The sequence below is a fragment of the Paenibacillus sp. FSL R5-0519 genome (assembly GCF_037974275.1).
Taxonomy (GTDB): Bacteria; Bacillota; Bacilli; order Paenibacillales; family Paenibacillaceae; genus Paenibacillus.
The window spans coordinates 5,389,227-5,406,443 of the sequence record NZ_CP150234.1; the positions used below are offsets into that span (position 1 = coordinate 5,389,227).

The following is a 17,217-nucleotide window of genomic DNA, read 5'->3' on the forward strand; positions in this document are numbered from 1 at the left end:
GAGGTGGTTATAATACAATTCATAAGTACGATGTGAACGTTACTTTAGCCGTTGTCCGCGGCGTCCAAAAAAATAAAACAGGGCTCCTCCAATTATGGAGAAGCCCTATACTCGTTTTGTCTATTGCTGCACTTTCTCACGATCCTTGCCTTTATCGGATTCACCTGCGTTTTTGTTGGCAGCATCACGATCCTGTTGCATCTCTTCAACGGTTTTCACCTTAAGACGTGCTGCACCTTCATACTCCTTCGTCGGAATAAGATTACCCGCAGCAAGTCTTGCTTCTGCGGCAGCAATCGCATCCCCGTACTGTGGCAGCCACTGAGCCTGTGCAACCAACATCTCATCGACCATCTGCCAGATCTCTTTTGGATTACATACGGCACCTACGAGCGGATCCATCATGAACGCCTGACGAAGCAATTGGTCATCTCCGTTCACCGCAGCTTCAACCGCCAGACGTTGCACGGAAATACTCACATTACATACCGCGGCTGGTCCTAGTGGCAGATCACCTACATGTGGCATAGAAATGCCGTTGCGATCCACATATCCCGGTGCTTCAATAATCGCATCGTCCGGCAGGTTCGAGATGACTCCATGATTAACGTTATTAAAATGTCCGCGATAGACACGTCCGGTCTCCAGCCCTTCGATAATGTACGAACCATGCTCCTCGCCCCGTTTTTCGGGAATGAATTGCATCGGTTCATCCTTCATCCAGTTAGGGAAATCCGTCTCAAACCAGTTGCGCCCCTCGGTGCATACCCGCAGATACCCACCTGTCTCTCCGTTGATCCAGTTGCCCAGGTCGATCCATTCGTTAATCTCTTCCGGACGTTTGCGGTACCACGGCACATATTCACTCAGATGACCATTCGATTCTGTACTGTAATATCCGAAGCGACGCAGCATATCGATCCGCACTTTTTCGGTGCGGCTATACTCGGGATGTTTTTCGAAGGCTTCGAGCAGGTCAGCTGTAAGATCTTTGCCTTCATGAGAAGCCTGAATATACCAGGTCTGATGGTTGATGCCGGCACAGATAATATCCACTTCACTCTTTTTCAAGCCAAAAGCTTCCGCAATCTGATGATGACCATGCTGTACACCATGACACAATCCGATCGTCCGCACACCGCCGTACTTGTTGCAAGCCCATGTGAGCATCGCCATCGGATTGGAATAGTTCAAGAGCAGCACGTCAAGTGCGCTATGTTCACGAATATCTTTACAGATGTCCAGCATCTCGGCGATTCCGCGTTGTCCATACATAATGCCGCCTGCACACAGCGTATCACCGACACATTGGTCTACCCCATATTTCAGTGGAATGTCCACATCGGTTGCAAATGCTTCCAGTCCCCCAACACGAATCGTACACAGTACATATTTCGCATCTTTTAACGCTTCTTTCCGATCTGTTGTCGGCTGAATCTGAATATTCAATCCATTCTCACGAATATCCCGCTGACACAGCTCCGTCACCATGTCCAGATTGTGCTGGCTAATATCGCAGAACGCAATCTCAATGTTGTTAAACTCCGGTACCGTGAGCAAATCCCTTAGCAATCCCCGTGTAAATCCGATACTTCCTGCCCCGATAAACGCCACTTTAAACGACATCCCTATGTCCTCCCCTAATCCGAATCTTTCACTTCGGTTAATGACTCTCTTCATGAGATCATTGTACCAACGGCAAACAGGGAAGCGTTATCAAAATCATGACCTGTTCAAGATCTTGTTGTCAAAAATCCTAACTTTTAAACACCAGATCCACTATTACACTTGTCTTCTAAATTACTGCAAATGACTCATTCATCGGTCGGATATTGACTCACATGTCGTTCCATCGAGGAGCGAAATTCAACAGGGGTACAGCCGGTATATTTTTTGAATAACATATGAAAATACTGACGACTCCCTACTCCAACATAGTCGGAGATCTCAGAAATCGGAATATTCGTCTGCTGTAGCAGCATCTTGGCCTTCTCCATCCGAAGCATGGTCAGGTAATCGGTTGGTGTACGCTGTGTGTGCTGACGGAAAATGCGATGCAAATAACCCGGATGCAGATTGACGGCTGCGGCAATGTCCTTCATCTGAATATTGCGATCCATATTATGGTGCATGAATTCGATCGTTCGTTTGACATACAGCTCCGCCTGATCTGGCGCACTCCGGTTCATTTCTCCGCGCAGACGTGCTACACGGACGATCAACTGGATGAACAACGTGCGCACCAGCATTCCCTGTTCCGGGGACGACAGATTCCGGGCTTCGCGATGTTGTGCACGCTCCTCTCTGGGAATAACGCCTAATGGGCCAGAGGATCTTCCCTGCTCCAATAGACCACGCTGATCGAGCTCCAACACCAGACTTTTCATAATGTAATACACCTCTTCCGGGTCAGGCAGTACCAGATATGGTGAGGCATTGGCCAGCAAAGTGTGGACTTCTTCCTCTTCCTGTACGAGCTGTCGAATGGACAGCTGACCGGCTGGTGTTCCCGAGAATCCAAACTCTACATTGAGCATCCGGCAAGGCACGCCATCTTCTACCAGCAAACGGTGCGGGACGCCGGCATCGAGCATAATGAACTGCCCTTTTTTCAGAACAGCCTGTTCCGAGCTCCCATCCGGCATCAGTACGTCCACACGACACATTCCCGAAATAATATACATAATCTCCATGGAATCATGATGGTGATAGGACATACGGTAGTTGTCCCATTGCTTATAATAGTACGCGTAAAAACGCGGCCCACAATCCTCTGTTCGCAATGCCTCCTGATATAGGCTTCCTGTCCAGCGCTTCGAGATGCTCATGTCCATACCTCCAGTCCTTCAACGATCAATCCTCACTTTTCTCCATTGTAACAATTATGTAGGTTGGATATAAACGTCCTGACTCAAATGATGATTGTATTTCATAATTAGATGAATATATAATTAGTGTATTATCTAATCATTTATGATAACTATTTTTACTTAAGGAGGTTTCTACGCATGAGTATCACCTTTCATCTGGTGAGGCACGGCCTCAAAGAACGGCGAATGGGTGATGTCCCCCTCACTTCCGAAGGTTTTTTACAAGCCGAAGCCACAGCACTTCATTTTGCCAGAGCTGCCTTTCCTGTTGCTAAAATCCTGACCAGCCCACTTCGGCGAGCCCAAGAAACCGCCAGCAGGATTGCCCATCATACTCAATCCCCCATAATAGTAGATCCCCGCCTGCGCGAACGTGCCAATTGGGGAGATGGCCCGGATCAGTCATTCGAAGAATTCATTGCGATGTGGGATCGATGCACGTCTGACCCCGATTACATTCCACCTGTGGGAGACTCGGCCAAACAGGCTGGTGAACGTCTGGCCTCCCGCTTAACCGAATTGACTAATGAAGAGCAGGAGAACAGTAACCTTATTGTGGTTACACATGGTGGACTCATTACGGATTTCCTGGTGCAAACCCTCACCGAGCGCGAGCTTAACGATTGTCATCCCGATTTTAAAGCGATGCAGAACCAATTGATCCCTGAGTGCTCCATCACCACCTTGATCCATGATCAAGGGAAATACACCATAAAAGCATTCGCTTCTACCGCGCATCTAGACTCTAACTAAGGATGTAGAAGAATGACGTACCACGGATAGATTGAAAAACGCCAAGTGATGTCCACCGATCCTCATGTAAAAAAGCTCTGAAACCTCCATATGCCAAGACACATGGGAGATTCCAGAGCTTTAAAGCACTTCAATTATTTTCTGCCCTTACCTGGCGTGTAGAACTTAGGCAGCGTTACCTTCGACCAGTCGATATCCGATGCCATGTAGAAGGACGGATAGGAAGGCTGATTGTATCCACTGTTCTGTCCGGCAATACCCACACGATACATTGCATCATGCATCAACGTGTACAGCTTGCGATCCGTCTTCTCGGTACTCAGATAGATGCGGATTGCTGAGCTGTCGGTGGTTCTCACCAGCATCTCTTCCCGCCAATCCCCGAAAATATCAGCTACAAGAGAAGGCGTACCTTTGGTGTAATTGTTAGTCAATGTGCCTGTTGCCGTCAGCAACGTGCCACGATTCCAATCTTTGATGGTTGGAGTAACATCAATGGCACCATCTACGATCTGTGTTGTCATATCACCAGACCAACGGATATTCATATTCGTACCAGGTGCTTGATCACTGATTTTCTGACCCTGTGCCGTCCACAAGCCTACAGCCCATGTCTCCAGACCGCGACGGGTTGGATCAACATCCCCCACCATGCCGCGTCCGGTATCTTTCCCTGTGTATCCGCCATAGATGACTTCACCAGTCTTCGCATCACGCAGGGAATATCCGTATGGCGCCCAAGGACCACCCTCATGAACCATGAAGATCTCCAGTCCCGGACGATCCGGGTCGATATCTGCTACATGAAGGGCATCCCCATGACCCAGACGGGCAATCGTTCCCGGTGCAGCACTTTCGGCTGGCATCAGGTCTGTGGAGCTATACAGTACGCTGCCATCATGATCAATCGTAGCGGAGCCATAGATGATCTCCTGTTTGCCGTCTCCATCCACATCCGCCACACTGAAATAGTGGGCGCCTTGGGTTGTAATCGAGCCGTACACTGGATCTGTGCCATCCACACCATGTGGCCCATCATTGAACGGATTTTTCATTGGCGTCCAGCCGCTGTCCACTTTCCATTCCTTTTTCAGCTTCTTGCCGTCCCAATTGTAGGCAACCATCGTTGAACGTGTATAATATCCGCGTGCAAAGATAGCAGACGGTGTCTTGCCATCCAAATACGCCACGCCTGCCAGGAAACGGTCCACCCGATTGCCGGGTTCGATCCGTGCCATGGCATAATCGCCCCACATCAGACCATCATCATGACGCTCAGGTTCATAGGGAATGGTCTCCAGCTCTTTGCCTGATTTGCCTTCAAATACCGTAACATACTCCGGCCCATCCACGATAAAACCTTCGAACTTACGCAACTCATTTCGGTTACTGCGTTCTACCGCATATACATCAATAAAGTAGTCGGCCAGGCTCTCGGCATCCTGCTGAGATAATGGGTAGTTATACTTTTTCTCCATTCCAAATGCCTCTTCCAATGTCGCAGGCCAGTTGCCCTTCACAACCTCTTCGTGTTTATGCCAGTTTCTGAACATATCCACCACGTGATCGTAGTAACCGTCAGCACTTAAACGATAATCATCCTCGTTCTTCACGCCTGCCTTGCGGTCTTCCTTCGGTAAGGTGATATACTTCTCGGATGTCACTTTTCCTTTTTTGTTATATTGGATTATTTTCGTGCCCGGAGCAGTTTTGAACATCATCTCAGCCTTGCCATCCCCGTCAAAATCGTAAACAAGCATCTGTGTATAATGAGCACCTGCACGGATGTTGACCCCAAGATCGATCCGGTAGAGTAATTGACCGTCCAAGGTGTAAGCATCAATGTAGGTTTTACCGGTGTATCCTTTTTGCGATACGTCCTTGGCGTTGGAAGGGTCCCATTTGACAAAAAACTCATACTGGCCATCCCCGTCCACATCCCCCACGCTCATGTCATTGGCGGAATACGTATAAGCTTCTCCCACAGGTGTCACACCATCGGCAGGTTTTTGCAGTGGAATATCCACATACCCGTTCGCCCAAGGTTTGACGGATGCGCTGCGTTTGCTTTCCTTGCCCTTCTTGTTCACCGCTGCCACTTCATAACGGGAAGTCGATTTGCCTGAGGTATCTACATAGTTGGTGCTGTCGGTGACCGTAGCGATCTTTTTGCCATCACGGTAGACGTTAAAGTCCGTACCTGTCAGCCCTTTATCGCTATACCCTGTGGCCTCGTCACCAAGCAATCTCCAGCTAAGAAAAACACCTTCAGATGTTGATGCAGCTACCAGACCGCGATCCAGATATTCCAGTTGAATCTCTTTCAAGTGACTGCCCCCCTTATGTGATTGCAGTCCAGCCTCTGTCGTACTATTTCCATTCGAAGCTTCGGCTCCAGTGACTCCCGCTGTTCCTCCAATAAGCAAAGCTACGCTGAGTGCCGAAGAGAGTACCTTGGCTGCAAGTGGCAACCGTGCCTTCCTACGACCGGATTGCTGACCTGAAGCCGATCCCTTATGTACCGGCGCTGTTGTTTCTGAGTTCATCCACCTTCACGCTCCTTGAGACAGAATAGATGATGCTGATACACTTCGATGATGATTGAGCATTCGATTACCCGTACGGGCATTCGATCACCCATGTAGACCTCTTCAACGACTGATTCCAAACTTTAATGATTACGCTTACAAAATTAAAAAAGAGAAATCAGCTTGCCCGACTACCAGAGTGCGGTCCTCCTTTCATTCTCTTTCCAATCTGAGCGAGGTGATCCCGCCCATCCGGTTCTATTATAGACATCCTGCCTGCCAGACCCTAGGCAAATATCCGTTCAAAACGATCAATATTCAGTGTTTTTAGGAGTCATTTTGGAAAAAAGTACTTGCAGATGTGAGGGATAGCCGCTCCGGTTACGAATCGTTCTTATGATCGCTGTTATCCCCGGATTTTCTTCTATCCCTTTTCCAATGGAAAAAATCCGAGGATAAAGGCGAGATGATACTTACGAAGTAGCTTTCTTGCAGAAAGCTTTCAGCTTCGCTTCTCCAGAATCGATTTCGTCCCCTCCACTACACCTCTCAGTTGGTCAAGAACTTCATTTCAAGAATGCCTCATGTAATGAAAAGTAAAAAACCGCAATCCTCTAACACACGGAGGATTACGGTTAAGACAATTACCAGAAATTCTTAAGGCTCAATGCCCCACACCAGGTTTCCACCTTGATAGAGTGTTACTTTGTTCCAATCCTGGTAGGATGTTTTCGTTGGATCGAAGGAGTAGTCATTCGTCTCGTCAAAGTTGGACCAGTCTGTTTTGTACATGCGAAGCTGGATATCGCCAGTCTGTCCACCAGCCTGAATGCTGCCAGCGCCAGCTGTGAAGCTCAGCTCTACATACGAGTCTGTGAAGGTACGCTGAATATTGGCTCCGCCAACTTGAGCGTAATCAATGGCAGAATCCATTGCAGCCGATCCTTCTTTGGAGAAGTAATAACGAATCTTCAGATCACTCAGATTCACAGCAGTACTGCCCAGATTTTTGATGTTGAAATACGGTTTGATCTGGCTGTCCAGCGCATTGGTATCTCCAGCACGATATTGCAGGACAAGATCACTTGTCGGTACAACGACACTTTGAGGTGTCGCGGAGGCTACAGCAGAATTGGCACTTTGCCCTGCTGTGTTCACTGCACTTACCACATAATGATACGTTGTTCCGTTTGTGAGGGAAGTGTTGGTGTAAGACGTACCACTCACATTCGTCGCGATTGTTGTGAACGGACCTGATGCACTCAGCGCCCGTTTCACATTATAACTTGCTGCACCTGTTGAGGCAGTCCAGGTCAGGCTCACCTGTGCATTACCTGCGGTTGCTGTGAGCGCAGTCGGTGCAGCTGGCGCCGTTACACCTGCAACCGGTGTAGCAATTGCTGTGGCAGAGTTAACACTCTCACCTACAGCATTCGTTGCCGTGACCACATAATAATAGGTTGTGCCATTGATCAGGCCGGTGTTGCTGTAAGATGTTCCACTTACATTGGCAGCAATCGTTGTGAATGGACCTGATGCACTCAGTGCCCGCTTCACGCTATAACTCGTTGCCCCTGCAGAAGCCGTCCACGTCAAGGAGACCTGAGCGTTACCGGCAGTAGCCGTCAATGCTGTGGGTGCAGCCGGAGCTGTATTACCTCCCGGAGGATTGCCTCCACCGTTACTTGCAGGCAGCACAGGGAATGAGTTCTTCACCAGTGCCACGAATTGATCATGGAACCAGTGACCCGATACCGGAGCATTGGGCAATGCACCTGTTAATACACCATCCCGAGTGGTGAAGGTCGGATCACACATCCGGTCGAAACCTTTGCCTTCGTTATTCGGAATTTCGGAACTGGAGCCATCGGATTCACCCGGAGGTTTCACCCAGACATAAGCATCCAGATGCGCTGGTCCTGGCGCTGCCTTAGGGACTTCCCCTATGCCAGCTCCACTGGCATTACACCAGTTCCCCCGATGCTCCCGGCGATCTACACGTCCGGAATTTACATAATCGTTGATGTTGCTGCCCGTAGCCGATGTTGGACGGTCTACCCCGCCCCAGCCGTTCCGACTAGTATCGATCAGGAAACCTGTGCTGCTTGGCCAGCCGGCTTGTACGAAATCGGTATACAGCGCAGCGGTGAAATCGGTTTCGTCAAAATACGGATTCCACTCATAAAACTTGGCTGATTTAATCGGTTGTCCACCGATATTGAGATCCGGGTTGGACAGGTTCGGTTCTCCCAGCGGTGTGGTATTCGCCGTGTTCGTAATGAAGCCATCTGCACTCTGCAGACCTGCCGCAGTATCATTTACTACGTCCGTATACAACGCAACTGCCGCAGAACGGTTGTTATCCCATCCAAGCCAGCCGGAGTGACCGATATCCAGATAGTTGTACACATTCGGAATGGCGTGCAGCTTGTCCAATGCATACTTCACACCCGCCTCATAGATACCTGTTGAACTGGCTTGACCACAAGCTGGTGTGCTCAGGTTGGTCACAAGGTTAGGCAGACTGTCCGGTTCAATGACAGCGATAATGCGAATATCCTGATACTTTGGATCTGCGAAGATATCTGCAATTACATCAATATAGTCCGTTTTATACGTCTGTAGTGCAGCCTGTGTTAGTGGAAGTTCACCATTCGAAGCAAGGGCATGACAATCCCGACCTGGCAAGTTATAGATAACGAATGAAGCCGTTATTGGTGTCCCGGGTTTCTTTTGGGCAAGAACAGCATCGAGATGTTCCTCTACGCTTTTGCGACCCGCATTGTCCGTACCACCATAGATCGCAGCAATCCGGTCAATCCACACTGCGGTTGGATACGATTTGACCGTCTCCATCTGGGCCTTCAGCGATGCATCATTGGTCAACGCAATGGACGTATCCACAAGAGCCGAATAGTCCTCATTCAAATAAGCTGTTGCCCCTACAAATGGATTATCCACATGTGCTTCAGCTGCCTGAGTCAGTCCCGGAGACATTCCCGGGAAAATCCCCGCCGCCAGCAGTGTTGCCGCCAACATTTGCTTTACTCCTTTGCGCAGGATCTTCTTACCTCTTGATCTGGTTTTCAATGTAGTCTTCATAGTTCCACCTTTCCTTTAGTTAGATTGGGTTGTACTCATGTCTGATCCTCTGTGTCATGATGATGCTTAGCACGAAGAGAACGTTCGGATGAGTTGGTTGTATCACCTCCATAAGAAATGGTTGTATAACTGGAAACTTGATCAAACAAATTGTGTGAGGGCGAACCATGAGAATGAGTATAATGTGGTGGGTGTGGGTGATTGTGTGTTAGACATGAAGAAGTGTGGAGATGGATTTACAGGATACTTGAATCTTTCGATTCAGTAAGCGCTTTCTTTAAGCGGTTTAAAAAAAGGCCATCGCCTGCCCATCTACAAACTTGATGTTCGGTGTCACCTCCTTATGTACGATTATACGACATGTAAATATTACTGTAAATTGAATTAAATAAATTTAATTATATTTTTTTCCATAATTCAGGCAGGAATCTGGACACCCCTTGCCCCTAACCACACCAGAGGCTCATCCTGGCCTTATCCCACAATGAACCTCGTGTTGATCAAGGTCGAATTTCACCCGTTTGTCTAGGGCAGAACAACGACATCTCCCGGTTTTAACCCACTTACCACTTCCGTCTTGTCCCCCGATTCCATTCCAGCCTTGATGGTCAGCGGCTCTGTCAGTCCATTCCCTTTGTCTAACAGGACGTAAGGTTCGGTCTGATCCCGCATGATGGCCAGGCTGGACACAACCGTCACTTTATCCTTACGCATCGTCTCGATATCGCCTTCCAGACTCACGCCTCCATACATCCTTGCATCCGGCTTCAGATCAATGACCACGTCAAACTGGGAAGCCTGCTTGAGGTCTGTATCGGTACTCTTCCGGGCGAACTTGGACACCTTGCTTACCTTCCCGGTGAATTGCAGGTCTTTCTGCGCTGTCATTCGTACCTTAACCGGCATGCCCACCTTAAGTCTGAACATCTCTTCTTCACCAACAATCGTCATGAATTTCAGTTTACTGATATTGGTAATGGACCCGATTAGCTGTCCTTCCGTCACTGCACGTGTCTTGCTGTCCTCTTCATTCATCTGAAATATACCGGAGGCGGAAGCATACACAGTTGACTTGCTCATCACGGCCTGCTTTTTCTGTATCTCCTTCTCCTTCAGGACCAGTGCTTTTTGATTCAATTCATACGTCAGGCGTTTGGCTTCCCGGTCCGCAAATGCCTTCTTGCGCTCCTCTTCCGTCACGCCAAGCGGTTCGCTCATATTCGCCTGATCCAGGCTAACCTGATTCATCTTATTTTCCAGCTGGGCTTTCTCCAGATCGCTCTGCAATTGCTCGACTTCCGTTTGTAACGTGGACGTGTCGAGTGTAAACAGGATATCCCCCTTGCTCACCTGCTCACCACTTTTCACATGCCACTGCTGGATGTTCGAAGTATATGGAGCATAGATATCCGTCTGATCGGTATATACGGATTTCCCTTTTACCTGAATCGTTTGCGTTATCGTTTCTTGTGTAACATCAAACATAATTGGCGGCGGGATCTCAACAGGTGCCTCCGGTTTTGGTTTGTACTTTTCATACAGCCAGTACCCCACACCTGCCAAAAGTACAACCGTGATGATGATTTTAATCCATTTCTTCATGTGCCCAATTTCCCTTTCGCTGATAAAATTACATCGATTTGATCACAGTTAATGCGTTGGTCCGCGATGCGCTAATTGCCGGATATATTCCCGATACAACACCGACCAGCACAGCAAACACGATGCCGAGCGGCAGAGCGGACTGCTGAATAACCACGATCATCGGACCATTGACCTGATCTGCCATCTGACTCGCGAGCAGACTGTTCACCCCGTCGAGGGCAGCAAAAGCAATTCCAACACCTGCCAAGCCGCCCATTAATCCAAGCATCGCTGCTTCCGTAATAAACATCTGGCGGATCTGCCACAGATTTGCACCCAGCACCTTCATCACGCCAATCTGTTTACGCCGCTGATGCGTAGACATGATCATTGCCACAATAATGGACAACGAGGCCAGCAGCATGATGAAACCACCGATTCCCAATGCTGCTTTTTGGTACATTGCCAATTGGCCTGTCATCGCTTCCTCCTGAAACAGATTACTCTGTGTGTTTAACGTCAACTTTTGGATCTGTTCTTCCACCTGGGATACATAACGTTTGTCCTCAACCTTGACCAGAGCCAAGTTCAGATGTTTGGCTGCACTGCTGTCAGCCTGCTGCAATCCAAGCTCATCCTGCAAAGCACGAGCTGTATCCAGCGGCAGATATATCTTTTTATCGTTCTGAGCACTCATCTCATCCATGTTGGGAGGCTTCGTCAGTTCTCCAGACACGCGTATCGAGCCGCTCATTTTGGTTTTACTCGCATTGGTATAATCTTCATATCGAAACTGAATACTTTGCTGAACGAGCTGATCCTGCTTGGATGACATTTCCGCATACTGCTGCAAAAGCTCATTGTTATAGGGATCAGCATTCAACTGCTCAAATAATTTCTGCGTGACTTTGGGATCTATGAGTCCGAATGCGGCCCCATAACTGGTCACCGCCATACGACCATCCGCCGCCGCACGTCCCTCGGCATATTTATATCCGAACCCGCCCAGGGTCTGCAGCTCCGTGCCAATAACTTCAACGTATGTACTGCGACCATCCGGAAGCACCATCTCCAACGAATCCAGCTTTAACATGGGTGCCACAGCAACCACATGGGGAATTCTCTGAATAATCTGAATCTTCTCCAGCGTCAGCGCACCGCGTTCAAATGTCGAGCTCTGACCGCCCCCCTTGCCGTTCCCCGTACGTATGCCTTCATTGGGCGTAATTGTGATCTCATCCATCTTGTAATTGTCGTTCAATGTTTTCTCGCTATAGGCCTGTACGGACTGCCCCACGCTAAGTGCAATGATCATGGCGGCAGAACCGATGGACAACCCCATCATGCACAGCAGTGTGACCATTTTCCTGCGAATGATCTGTCCCCATGCCATACGTGCTACATCCCGTATTCTCACATTTCCTCTCCTTTTGCCTCAAACTTCCCTTACAGCCTCTTCAACCAATATTCCATGTTGCAATGTAAGTACAACCTGCATCTGTTCCGCGACTTCTGCTTCATGCGTCACAATAACAAAGGTGGTATTCAGCTCCCGGTTAAGCTGCTGCAAAATCGCAATAATCTCTTCCTCTGTCTCGGTATCCAGATTCCCGGTAGGCTCATCCGCGAAGATCACCGAGGGTTCGGTAATGAGTGAGCGTGCAATACTAACACGTTGTTGTTGACCGCCCGACAACTGGGACGGGAACAAGTTTGCTTTTTCACTTAGTCCAACCTGATCCAATAGTTTCAATGCTTTTGCTTTGCGCTTCGAAGGGCTGATCCCCATGAACACCAACGGTAACTCTACATTTTCCCGAATCGTGAGATTGGACAGGAGCTCATACGACTGGAAAATAAATCCGATATGACTGCGCCTGAACTCAGCCAGGCGATTCTCACTGAAACGAACAATATCTTGTCCCGCAATCAGAATCCTGCCTTGATCCGGCTTCATCAGCCCCGCCATCAGATTCAGCAGCGTGGACTTGCCTGAACCTGAACTTCCCAGCAGCGCCACCATCTTGCCTTCTGCAATCGTCAGGTTGATGTCTTGAAGCACCGGTACGATTCCCTGGTTATTACGGAACGAGTGGGATAATTGATCAACTTGAAGCATTACTGCATGTCTTCCTTTCTACTTGCCAATTATGTATGAATTCGCGTAGCACATTCACCTTAATTATAGGTTGGAGATGTATCCAGGCTGACCGGAGTTGTATCCAATTTGTAAAATGTCACAACAAAAAGGACCTTGTCCGCATGGGAGCTGTCGCCAGCCTCATCCAGACCAAGGTCTTATCTTCATATGCCTTCCATAGCTTACCATGCTCTGAAACTAAAGCGGTACATTTCACTTTTATCCATGGTGCTTCCTACTGCAAATAGTTCGTCATCATTCCATCTGAGTTTGATGAAGCTATCAATATTACGGTAGATCACCGTATCTGACGAAAGCTTGCTGTCATTCAGATAGGCAATATGCAATTCATTCTTCTGATTCTGATTATCCATTGGCAAAAAATAAGCAATTCGCGATTGATCTGCATCCAGTTCGAAGCTCCAGATGGACCCTTTCAGGACCAGATCATATTGCTTCTGTTCTGCCCGATACCGATATAATCCCTGCACCTTATTGATCGTTCCCTGGATGAGCATATCCCCGTTCTTCAGTAACTTGTACTGTTGAATCTCTTCCATTGCCGCATATGCCTTCACTTCATGCGCATCCTCAAGCGACACACGATATATGGCATAGTTTTCTTTCAGCATCACCAGCATATAGAACTGCTTCAGATCTTCACTGACCTCAAAGACATCCATAACGATAAATGTATCACTCGATCCTTTTTCTTTTTCTTGTCCTTGTCCTGTTCCAGCAAACATGCCCATCAGCTCATCATGCGTGTAGATGGTCTGACTCGTTCCCTGCCTTAGATCGACTTGTTTGAATAAGAGATCATCCTGACCGATGTAGGATTCATTCCCTGTAAACACTCTGTAATACGAGTTATCGTTCGAAAGTTTGCGACGTTCCCCGCTCTGAATCATATACTCATACGTTGTCTTCTGCGCTTGACCCGCCCGATATTGGGAGTATATCAACTTCTTGTGATCCGGGCTGATGACTACACCGTAATCCGTATTCGTTGCAATATTTTTCACTTCATTATCATCCAGATGCAGGAGAGACAGCCGCAGCCCTGAATAGGAAGGTTCCGGTTGATTTAATATAATTGTATTTCGGTCTACCACTTCAAAATCATAGATTGCGAAGTCATTCGGAATCTTGGTTGCCGACTCGACTTGAATCGTACTGCTGGGCGGCGGCGCCAGACGGCTGTTGAATTGCTCGCTTGGCATAATCACCGTTCTTGGTTTGAGGTTCCCCATACTGAACAGACTGCCGATTCCGAAAATTCCACTGACAAATGCGATTAACAGCCCCGACAACATCAATTTGTCACGGTGCTTTCGCCAGAATCCTGGATGTCTCATGCGTTCATTTCCCCCGGAAGACTGATATTTACTTGTGTCCCTTGCCGCATGATGCTCTTCATCTCCACTGTTCCTCCATGACGCTCCACGATGTTTTTCACAATAGACAAGCCCAGTCCGGCGCTGCCCTTCTCCGCCTGTTGATTCCCTTATCCTGGTAAAAGGGTTCAAATACATGCTGGAGTGCTTCAGCACCAATTCCTTCCCCCTGATCACGAATCACAATAGCGATAGTCTCACCTAACCGGAAGGATTGTACTTCAATGATTGAATTGACATCACTGTATTTAACCGAATTATCCAGAACGTTGAGGAATACCTCCTTCAGCTTGTCCCGATCGCCCTGTAGATACTGATATTCCTCCAGCTCATAATGAATGCCTATATTGTACTTGCCCGCCTTAATCGACATGTCTTCACAAGCTTCACGAATAATATCCGATACATCGATACGTTCGAATCGGTACGCCTGAATGACCGCAGAGGAGACCGAGACCTCCAGGATATCCGCAACCATCGTGTTGAGACGCTGGCTTTCCTTGATAATATAATTCATGCCTTTGTCAAAAAATTCCTGATCGGTAAATCCGTTATCCCGCAAAATCTGGGCGTATCCCAGAATGGTCGTTAGTGGTGTCTTCAGTTCATGTGTCACATTGTCAAAAAAGACTTTGCTTCGCGCCTGTACTTGATTCACTTCGTCCCGCTCTCGCTCAATCACATCAATCTGCTCCCGCACACGATCAATCATGATGGTGAAGCTTGAAGCCAGTTCACCAATCTCATCCTTGGTGGTTATCTGAATGTCTGCATTCAGACTCCCCTGAGCCACTTCCGCAGAACGTTTCGTAAGTACACGGATAGGCTGGGTGATTTTCCGGGAAATGAAGATGGAGGCGATAAATACAAATACGAAAATCACCGCTGCGAACAATTTGATCGTATTTTGAAAACGCAGGTTGCGTTTGAACAAATCCGTGTAATCCTTCTCCATCTGCACAATTCCGATCAATTGTTGATCCATCTGAAGCGGAAAGGACAGACTGGAGGTGACCCGACCTTTATCCACAACTGTGGTATACGCGATCTTGGATTGTATGGCCGCCTTCACATCAGGATGGTCAGACCGCTTAGCGACATTAGCTTCACTGCCAGTAGATCCGTATGGCGAAGCATCAGGGCGATATACGGTAATTTTTCCACCAACGGCTGAACCAATCTGCTCCGCAAGCTCGCGGCTTCCTGCTTCGAGCGAGTCTCTGCTCATGCGTTTGTTATGAATCAGGAAGTACTGATTCAGCGCGATATCCAGATTTTTCTTCGATTGCACCATGTCCTCATGCACTTCCCGGTACATATTCTCCTGTGCCACCTTATTGGACAGAATCAGCAGAACGGAGAATCCGATAAAGACGATGACCGAGAAGAGCACCACCATTTTGAACTGGATGGTCCACTTCATGTCTGCACCTGAATATTCAGCTTATACCCTACACCAAATACAGTCTCGATCATCGAAATGCCCTGCACACCACTATCCAATTTCTTGCGAATCCGTTGTATATGAATATCCACCGTTCGGGTATCTCCTGCAAAATCAAATCCCCATACCTTGTCCAGCAGTTCAGAACGTGTATGTACCTTACGATGATGGGTCACGAGAAATAACAACAGGTCATATTCCTTATTGGTGAGTCCTGCGCGTTCCCCGTCTTTCCACACTTCCCGTTCATCCTTGCGAATCTCAATATGCTTGCCAAGCCTGACCACCTCATAGGACTGATTCTCCAGCGTCTCGCTGATGAGATCAATCCGGCGAAAGATCGCCCGAATGCGCGCAACCACCTCACGGATATCAAAAGGTTTCGTGATATAATCATCCGCCCCAAGCTCCATGCCAAGTACCTTGTCCAGCATGTCAGACTTCGCAGTGATCATGATGACGGGTATCTTGGAGTTCACAGACAGTTGCCGACACACATCAAAACCGCTCATATCCGGCAGCATCAGATCCAGCAGGATCAGATCCGGCTTCGAATCCCGAAGCAGATTCAACCCCTCTTTACCCGTAGCTGCTTCCTTGATCTCAAATCCTTCCTTGCGTAACGAATAGGACAAAATATCTCGAATGGACTCCTCATCCTCAATAATTAAAATCTCTTTTGGTCTCATGATACCCTCGTAATCTCCCTGCTCTATGGATTTCATCTGCCTATATTTTGTATCCCAAGCCTTGTGCTTGAATAGAGGGAAGCACGAAATGTTACAACTTCGATACAACTCTGAACCGTTTGGAAACAACCTCTCGATATACTTGGATCATAAGAGACTCATACCAGACCGGACCCAAGCCTGATCTGTATCCAAGGGGGATTCACATCATATGAACACTGCACAAATCAACGATGCTTATGTCAACTATAAATCAGAAATCACTCGGTATCTATCCCATATCGTCAAACAGCCACAAGACGCAGAAGATCTGGCTCAGGATTGCTTCATTCGACTGATGAATGTGACCGTAGATATCCCTGAAGATCGACTCCTCTATTATCTCAAACGGATTGCCCGAAACCTTGCCATGGACAGTTTCCGCAGGCGAACCCGTACACTTAAACGTGACAGCCGTCTGGAGGTACCTACCCATCACCTCGATACACCCCAACTTGAAATCAATGAAGGCGTTCATGATCTTGTCTCCCATATCAACAACACGGAACACCGAAAAATATTAGAACTTCGCCTTATCCACGGATACTCCATCAAGGAAACGGCAGAGCTGGTGAATCGCAGTGAAGGCATGATTAAGTCTTCTGTCTTCCATGCCGTCAATCGAATTCGGGCCAAAGTCATCTCATAGAGATGGCTTTTTTATGCAAAAT

General features: G+C 48.0%; 13 protein-coding genes. 2 read left to right on the forward strand and 11 right to left on the reverse strand.

Translation table 11 applies throughout. The features are described 5' to 3' along the window. Positions 1–120: 120 nt before the first annotated feature. Positions 121–1,626, reverse strand: coding sequence for an alpha-glucosidase/alpha-galactosidase (locus MKY73_RS24315; protein ID WP_339303790.1), 1,506 nt, complete (start codon positions 1,624–1,626; stop codon positions 121–123). A 188-nt stretch (positions 1,627–1,814) separates the two neighbouring features. Further along, positions 1,815–2,828: an AraC family transcriptional regulator gene (locus MKY73_RS24320; RefSeq protein WP_339303791.1), complete on the reverse strand. Its 1,014-nt coding sequence runs from the start codon at positions 2,826–2,828 to the stop codon at positions 1,815–1,817. Positions 2,829–3,008: 180 nt separating this feature from the next. Here MKY73_RS24320 and MKY73_RS24325 point away from each other — a divergent pair, with 180 nt between their 5' ends. Next, complete coding sequence (locus MKY73_RS24325; RefSeq protein ID WP_339303792.1) at positions 3,009–3,623, forward strand: histidine phosphatase family protein; 615 nt, start codon at positions 3,009–3,011, stop codon at positions 3,621–3,623. A gap of 134 nt (positions 3,624–3,757) precedes the next feature. Here the strand turns inward: MKY73_RS24325 and MKY73_RS24330 are convergent, their stop codons facing one another. The 9 genes from MKY73_RS24330 to MKY73_RS24370 all read right to left on the reverse strand — a co-directional run bounded on the left by MKY73_RS24330 (position 3,758) and on the right by MKY73_RS24370 (position 16,507). Continuing rightward, on the reverse strand, positions 3,758–6,169 hold the full coding sequence (locus tag MKY73_RS24330) for a rhamnogalacturonan lyase (protein ID WP_339303793.1): 2,412 nt from the start codon (positions 6,167–6,169) through the stop codon (positions 3,758–3,760). A 639-nt stretch (positions 6,170–6,808) separates the two neighbouring features. Further along, complete coding sequence (locus MKY73_RS24335) at positions 6,809–9,253, reverse strand: glycoside hydrolase family 6 protein (protein WP_339303794.1); 2,445 nt, start codon at positions 9,251–9,253, stop codon at positions 6,809–6,811. A 525-nt stretch (positions 9,254–9,778) separates the two neighbouring features. Then, positions 9,779–10,855, reverse strand: a complete 1,077-nt coding sequence (locus tag MKY73_RS24340; protein ID WP_339303795.1) for an efflux RND transporter periplasmic adaptor subunit — start codon at positions 10,853–10,855, stop codon at positions 9,779–9,781. A gap of 28 nt (positions 10,856–10,883) precedes the next feature. Beyond that, on the reverse strand, positions 10,884–12,254 hold the full coding sequence (locus MKY73_RS24345) for an ABC transporter permease (protein ID WP_339303796.1): 1,371 nt from the start codon (positions 12,252–12,254) through the stop codon (positions 10,884–10,886). An 18-nt stretch (positions 12,255–12,272) separates the two neighbouring features. Then, positions 12,273–12,956, reverse strand: coding sequence for an ABC transporter ATP-binding protein (locus MKY73_RS24350; RefSeq protein ID WP_339303797.1), 684 nt, complete (start codon positions 12,954–12,956; stop codon positions 12,273–12,275). Positions 12,957–13,159: 203 nt separating this feature from the next. Then, a complete protein-coding gene (locus MKY73_RS24355) occupies positions 13,160–14,335 on the reverse strand; it encodes a hypothetical protein (RefSeq protein WP_339303798.1) in 1,176 nt (391 codons plus the stop codon). Next, positions 14,332–14,436: a hypothetical protein gene (locus MKY73_RS24360; protein ID WP_339308740.1), complete on the reverse strand. Its 105-nt coding sequence runs from the start codon at positions 14,434–14,436 to the stop codon at positions 14,332–14,334. The genes MKY73_RS24355 and MKY73_RS24360 overlap by 4 nt, the downstream gene beginning before the upstream one ends. Continuing rightward, positions 14,433–15,797 carry a HAMP domain-containing sensor histidine kinase gene (locus tag MKY73_RS24365; protein WP_339303799.1) on the reverse strand — a complete coding sequence of 455 codons (1,365 nt, stop codon included), beginning with the start codon at positions 15,795–15,797 and terminating at the stop codon, positions 14,433–14,435. Before MKY73_RS24365 ends, MKY73_RS24360 begins: the two co-directional genes overlap by 4 nt. Next, a complete protein-coding gene (locus MKY73_RS24370) occupies positions 15,794–16,507 on the reverse strand; it encodes a response regulator transcription factor (RefSeq protein ID WP_253430918.1) in 714 nt (237 codons plus the stop codon). The genes MKY73_RS24365 and MKY73_RS24370 overlap by 4 nt, the downstream gene beginning before the upstream one ends. 211 nt (positions 16,508–16,718) lie before the next feature. On the opposite strand from MKY73_RS24370, the gene MKY73_RS24375 reads away from it, so the two are divergent. Beyond that, the gene (locus MKY73_RS24375; RefSeq protein ID WP_339259133.1) at positions 16,719–17,195 is read left to right on the forward strand and encodes an RNA polymerase sigma factor; all 477 of its coding nucleotides are present in this window, start codon (positions 16,719–16,721) and stop codon (positions 17,193–17,195) included. The last annotated feature ends 22 nt before the right edge of the window (positions 17,196–17,217 follow it).

Excerpts from the sequence above, each read along its gene's own strand:
- MKY73_RS24315 (WP_339303790.1), bottom strand. The coding sequence starts at position 1,626 with ATGTCGTTTAAAGTGGCGTTTATCGGGGCAGGAAGTATCGGATTTACA.
- MKY73_RS24320 (WP_339303791.1), bottom strand. The coding sequence starts at position 2,828 with ATGAGCATCTCGAAGCGCTGGACAGGAAGCCTATATCAGGAGGCATTG.
- MKY73_RS24325 (WP_339303792.1), top strand. The coding sequence starts at position 3,009 with ATGAGTATCACCTTTCATCTGGTGAGGCACGGCCTCAAAGAACGGCGA.
- MKY73_RS24330 (WP_339303793.1), bottom strand. The coding sequence starts at position 6,169 with ATGAACTCAGAAACAACAGCGCCGGTACATAAGGGATCGGCTTCAGGT.
- MKY73_RS24335 (WP_339303794.1), bottom strand. The coding sequence starts at position 9,253 with ATGAAGACTACATTGAAAACCAGATCAAGAGGTAAGAAGATCCTGCGC.
- MKY73_RS24340 (WP_339303795.1), bottom strand. The coding sequence starts at position 10,855 with ATGAAGAAATGGATTAAAATCATCATCACGGTTGTACTTTTGGCAGGT.
- MKY73_RS24350 (WP_339303797.1), bottom strand. The coding sequence starts at position 12,956 with ATGCTTCAAGTTGATCAATTATCCCACTCGTTCCGTAATAACCAGGGA.
- MKY73_RS24355 (WP_339303798.1), bottom strand. The coding sequence starts at position 14,335 with ATGAGACATCCAGGATTCTGGCGAAAGCACCGTGACAAATTGATGTTG.
- MKY73_RS24365 (WP_339303799.1), bottom strand. The coding sequence starts at position 15,797 with ATGAAGTGGACCATCCAGTTCAAAATGGTGGTGCTCTTCTCGGTCATC.
- MKY73_RS24370 (WP_253430918.1), bottom strand. The coding sequence starts at position 16,507 with ATGAGACCAAAAGAGATTTTAATTATTGAGGATGAGGAGTCCATTCGA.
- MKY73_RS24375 (WP_339259133.1), top strand. The coding sequence starts at position 16,719 with ATGAACACTGCACAAATCAACGATGCTTATGTCAACTATAAATCAGAA.